5 protein-coding genes and 3 pseudogenes are annotated in these 4,953 nt (G+C 48.2%); 6 read left to right on the top strand and 2 right to left on the bottom strand.

Going from position 1 to position 4,953, the window contains the following annotated elements; translation table 11 throughout:
* Positions 1-178: group II intron maturase-specific domain-containing protein (locus ACO0LF_RS31000; RefSeq protein ID WP_423021207.1), on the bottom strand; the 178-nt coding region annotated here is incomplete at its 3' end.
* A 137-nt stretch (positions 179-315) separates the two neighbouring features.
* Between ACO0LF_RS31000 and ACO0LF_RS31005 the strand changes: the two are divergent.
* Both ACO0LF_RS31005 and ACO0LF_RS31010 read left to right on the top strand, forming a co-directional pair.
* Positions 316-396, top strand: a pseudogene (locus ACO0LF_RS31005) (DDE-type integrase/transposase/recombinase); the annotation flags it as partial.
* A complete protein-coding gene (locus ACO0LF_RS31010) occupies positions 360-623 on the top strand; it encodes a DDE-type integrase/transposase/recombinase (RefSeq protein WP_423021209.1) in 264 nt (87 codons plus the stop codon). The pseudogene ACO0LF_RS31005 and the gene ACO0LF_RS31010, both read left to right, overlap by 37 nt.
* Before the next feature lie 258 nt (positions 624-881).
* Here ACO0LF_RS31010 and ACO0LF_RS31015 read toward each other — a convergent pair.
* Positions 882-1,040: pseudogene (locus ACO0LF_RS31015) on the bottom strand (IS3 family transposase); the annotation flags it as partial.
* Positions 1,041-1,409: 369 nt separating this feature from the next.
* On the opposite strand from ACO0LF_RS31015, the gene ACO0LF_RS31020 reads away from it, so the two are divergent.
* The 4 genes and pseudogenes from ACO0LF_RS31020 to ACO0LF_RS31035 form a co-directional block, all read left to right on the top strand.
* Positions 1,410-2,957, top strand: a complete 1,548-nt coding sequence (locus ACO0LF_RS31020) for an AAA family ATPase (protein WP_423021201.1) — start codon at positions 1,410-1,412, stop codon at positions 2,955-2,957.
* Positions 2,903-3,499 (top strand): AAA family ATPase, encoded by a 597-nt coding sequence (locus tag ACO0LF_RS31025; protein ID WP_423021203.1) that lies wholly within the window; start codon positions 2,903-2,905, stop codon positions 3,497-3,499. The genes ACO0LF_RS31020 and ACO0LF_RS31025 overlap by 55 nt, the downstream gene beginning before the upstream one ends.
* A 2-nt stretch (positions 3,500-3,501) precedes the next feature.
* The gene (locus ACO0LF_RS31030; protein WP_423021205.1) at positions 3,502-3,774 is read left to right on the top strand and encodes a hypothetical protein; all 273 of its coding nucleotides are present in this window, start codon (positions 3,502-3,504) and stop codon (positions 3,772-3,774) included.
* Positions 3,775-3,890: 116 nt separating this feature from the next.
* Positions 3,891-4,247: pseudogene (locus ACO0LF_RS31035) on the top strand (IS6 family transposase); the annotation flags it as partial.
* Positions 4,248-4,953 lie beyond the last annotated feature (706 nt).

Consider the following 4,953-nt stretch of genomic DNA (forward strand, 5'->3'; position numbering starts at 1 on the left):
TCATCCAACGCGTCAGGTAGTCATTCAAGTGTTTCCACACGGCAGACATGGCCGATTCATAGAACCGACCGTAATATTGATGCCAGCCACGAAGTATCGGATTGAACATGGCCGACAGATCGGCCACTCTCTTGTCGCATTTCAACTGAAGGTGCCACCCACGTATCGTCTGTCGCATTGCCTTGAGGGTATCTCGACTGACGGCGGGAGCGAAGTTCACATAAACGCGACCATACTTGTCCACCGCTTTGCGCGGTCGGAAGGTATGCCAAAGAACTTCGCTAGCGTCAACCGCGGCGCGGGGACAAATGGCATCTCGACGAGGTGGTGTTAACAATCAAGGGCAAGCACCATTACCTCTGGCGTGCAGTCGATCAGAACGATCATGTGCTCGATATCCTGATGCAGGAGGGAGTCGGCGCAACCGACAAGCAGCAAAGCGCTTTTTCCGCAAGCTCCTAAAAGGCTTGCGTTACGCACCAAGGGGGCTGATCACCGACAAGCTGAAGAGCTATTCCGCGGCGAAGATGCAAATAATGCCGCGTGTGGAGCATCGCAAGCACAAGAGCCTGAACAACCGGGCAGAACTCTCGCATCAACCGACACGGCAACGAGAACGATAGATGCGGCGCTTCAAGTCATCCGGCCACGCTCAGCGCTTTTTGTCGGCTCATGGTCCCATTAACAATGCCTTCCGGTGTCAGCGCAACCGTTTGAGAGCGGAGCAGTTCCGACACGTCCGTACCCAGGCATTTTCTATTTGGAATGAGGTCGCCGACGTAGCAAATAATGCCTAATCCGTGACACCGTGTTACGCCACCAACGGCAATTTCGCCTGAAATTGTACAACTCGCCGTCTCCGTTCACCAAGTTGACAATACCATCAATCCAGGTTTTGGATGTTTGTTGCGCACTGAACGCCAGAGTGCCTGCGCAGTCAAGGCTTGCGTCATTCGCTCTCCCATGGCGTTGCCAACAATATCACAGGTATACACATCCTTGATCCCTGCCAGATAAAGCCATCCTTCTCCAGTTCTGATATCTGGCCTCCGTGTTGGCAATGCTCCACACGCGGCATGATTTGCATCTTCGCCGCAGCATACACCTCACTTGCGCCTGCTTGACGAATCAAAGTTCGAAGGTAAATTCAATTGACTGCTGCGATGAACTGGCTCCAAGCATTCATCAGAGCATCACTCATTTCACCTCAAGTTGATTGGAACGGTATCTATGTCGCCCCACCTCAAAAGCAAAGTAACTCCACTGGCCGGTTTGCCTCGCAGCGCAGTTGCCGTTACCTTATTTATTCAATATGCGCTCAGCAATCGGCATGCCAGGGTTCGCAATCCCAGTCGCTATTTTGTATCTGGCATCTCGTTTATCCTGTTTTCGCTATGAAGGACTATCCGATGAATTCCCGTCACCAACCAAAACGAGACTACAAATCAATTGGATTTCGCCTCATCTATACTCTCATGCTGATGATCTACCTGACCAGCGTGTTTGAGTTTGATCGCGCGATCTGGTCCGCCAGCCGGATTGATGGCATTATCAGGCACTATGCCCTGGCCATCGTCGTAACGGGACTTTCTGTCTTGCCAGGTGTATTCTTTATTAAATTATTCGCTGTACGACACGTTCCGCATCTGGCGTTGGCCGGTTTGACTACGGTAGCGCAACTATTTCTAGTGGTGTTTTGCCTCTCCATCGAAATCGCTGGTGCTCTCTATTTCTCTTTGTTGTTTTGCTTTGGCTGCGTGTTCTTGATTGGCTTTAAATGGATAAATTATGAAGTGGTAATGAGCAGGCCACACCAAACTTCCCAGCACGTAATGGTCCCCGTTACGCAGAACGAACATGTTGGCCATGTAGGGGAGGGGAAGGATCACCTCTATCAAGTGAAATTCATTGCCAAACGACCTCGTGAGAATTTCAAATGCATTCATGGCATGTCTGAGCTCAAAAAACGTCTGTTCAATGCCGCCTCTGAAATTGTCTGGCAGTACAATGAGTCTGCACGTCATCATCCTCAGCAAAAAGGAAACACTTTTTCCGCCAGTTCCTCTAAAGCGGCACGTAATGGAATATTGCTGTTTGGCGAACCTGGCAACGGCAAGACCTACTTTGTTCAGGCCTTGGCTGGCGAACTTGGGTTGCCACTAATCAGTATCACTTACGGCGATGTGGCCAGCAAATGGGTAAATGACACGACCCAAAACGTGGTAAAAGTATTTCAAGATGCCAGGGCACAGGCTCCCTGTCTGTTGTTTCTGGATGAAATCGATAGTTTTATCCAAAACAGGGACTGCCCACCTGGTGGTGCGGAGGAAGTAAACAAAACCACCAATACCATACTGACGGAGATTGTCGACCTGCGCTCGCACGGTGTTGTGCTAGTCGGTGCCACTAACTACTTCGATAAATTGGATAAAGCGGCCATCCGGGAAGGGCGTTTCGATTATAAAATTGAAATTACGCCGCCAGACGAAGAAGTCCGTTATGAAATTCTGATTGATTCTTTCCATCAATACATAGAGGAGGGTTCGTACTGTCCTGACATCATCCGAAAGGTTACCCAGCGTTGGGAAGGTTTTTCTGTCAAGCGGATACAAGCCGTTGGTGAAGAAGTGGCGGCCATGTCCGTAGAAGATCAAATTTATATAATTGACAGTCACATCCTGAAAGTCGCTCTGCGCCGTGTGCAAGGCAGAAAAGGTCAACTTCCCGAAAACACGAAATCCTTAGACCAATTGATTTTGCCGAAAAAATTGCGCCAGCAGCTCAACAATATCGCAACGCGTATGAAAGATTTTGAAATAGTGGACAGTTTGGGGGAACAGTACCTACTGGATTACTTCTCTTTGGTGCACCGGGTACCGGAAAAACAGAAACTGCACGTTCCTTGGCCAAGGCGACTGATTATGCCTTCCTCAGCACGACAGGGAATGATTTGTTGAGCAACACAAAGGAAATTGATCGTATATTAACGGAGGCAAAAGATATTCGTCCCTGCATCATCTTTATTGACGAAGCCGATGATATTCTGGCTAAGCGCAAGCACTCTAACGTCGGCTCGGTGACGAACAAACTGCTGACAGCGATGAATGGTGCCGCTGGAAAGATCAAGCACATTGTCTATATCGCCGCCACCAACCACCCAGATCATATCGATCCGGCAGCTTTAAGAGGAGGGCGTTTTTCAGAAAAACTGTTCTTTCCATTACCTGGCCTCATCGGGCTAACAACGTTCATTCAGCAGTGGACAATAGAAACCAAGGCGCATTTTTCAGAGGATATTACCCCAGAGCAGATAGTCAGCATTATTGGAGACCAGGTCTCTATTGCAGATGCCGCAGCTGTTTTGCAAGAGGCGGTAAATCATATGATCGGGCGCAGTAGTCGAGATGGCGTAGCGAAAGTGATGCAACAGGATGTACACGAGGCACGGAGCACGATTTTGGGGCCAAATGGCGGAGTAGAAAAATTAGTGGAGGAATGAGGATGAACAAGAAAATACCAGCAAATAACCGGTGCACCACGACCAAGCAAGTCTTTGTTGCTGGCATTGGTAAGGAAGACATGGAAGAAACAAAGTTGATTGACGTTTCCATCCTCGAGGCTGGGCCAGAAGAGGTCTTGCCGGGCTATGAAGCGGATGACGGACAAATCGATACGGACTATATGGAATGGATGAAAGATCAGGCCAAGTCACAGATGGCGGACAAAGAAGTCGTGTTTGCCGAATCTCTGTTAGATCCATTTCTAAAAAAGTAACTGTTGGTGCCTTAGCTGGGAACCCAGCTCTATGTTGCAATAAAGGGTTTTTTCGCATTAGGCTAGATGCTCATAACATTGAGGTAGGTTGTTGCCTTTAAGAAATTATTTGGCCGATATACAAAATACCAAAAGATGCGATTTCGATAGATGTTATTTTGGTGTGCATCTGCTGGTTAGTGGCCTTCCCATTGAGCTACCTGGATCTGGAAGAAATGATAATGGAAGAGTGAGGTGTGTTTGTTGATCACTCATCGATAAATCAATGGGAGAACAGATTCTTACCCGTGCTGGAAAAAGTTTTCCGAAATTTCAAACGCCCGGTTGGCGGCAGCTGGGGCATGGACGAAACCTGCATCAAAGTAAAAGGCGCATGGGGGTGAATCTGTCGTGCGGTGGACAGGGTAGGCAAGACGATCGATTTTTTCCTGACAGGGAAGCGAGATACCGCTACTGCCATGCGCTTTTTCGATTAGGCAATGTTGACCAACGGCATACCTGTAAATGTCACGATGGATATCGCCAGCGTGCTTTCGTCGAAACCACCATCGTTGGCTATAAATAAAAATTGATCATCGGTCCTCGATTACGTGCGTGGGGATTTGAGGCACAACAAACCGAGGCCGCAATCGGTATCGCGTTGTTAAATCGTATCTCCCAAACGCGCTCCGTAGTCAGAAATACAGACATAAATGATCAGGGGGTGGGGACCTTTCAACGCCATATTTTAGATAATCGTTTGGTAGTGCCATGACTTTCTAAACTGCTTCTTGCACATCGGCATAAGCAGGGTTGTGTGTTTCGTAGGTCACACTGAAATAAACTATCAAAATAGCAGTGTAGATATCAGTTGAAATCGACCTACCAGTGAGCATATTCAATGCAAAGGTCCCTGCTGCTGATAATTATTCAACAAGAAATGCGCATTAGTTTCTATCTCTGAGGTACCGTTATTTCCCTCTTCTGTTGATTCAGTAGTTGGCGCCGTCGCAACAGGATTCGCTACCTCCAAAGCAAGTTTTACCTGCAAAGCCCTAATCTCCGCAATCACCGTAAGCGTCCGTTGCCCCCACATTGACAGATGAGGTTTTATGTTTTCAAGCGCAGTGGCAACAGCTCATCAATCCTGCTGTTAGGATGCATAGGAAGTTGTTCAAGCGTCAGCTTGAGCCAAACCAG

Origin of the sequence: Undibacterium sp. Di27W (genome assembly GCF_049340345.1) — a bacterium.
GTDB lineage: Bacteria > Pseudomonadota > Gammaproteobacteria > Burkholderiales > Burkholderiaceae_D > Undibacterium.

Coding starts and splice junctions, on each gene's coding strand:
- ACO0LF_RS31020 (WP_423021201.1), top strand. CDS start 1,410: ATGAATTCCCGTCACCAACCAAAACGAGACTACAAATCAATTGGATTT.
- ACO0LF_RS31030 (WP_423021205.1), top strand. CDS start 3,502: ATGAACAAGAAAATACCAGCAAATAACCGGTGCACCACGACCAAGCAA.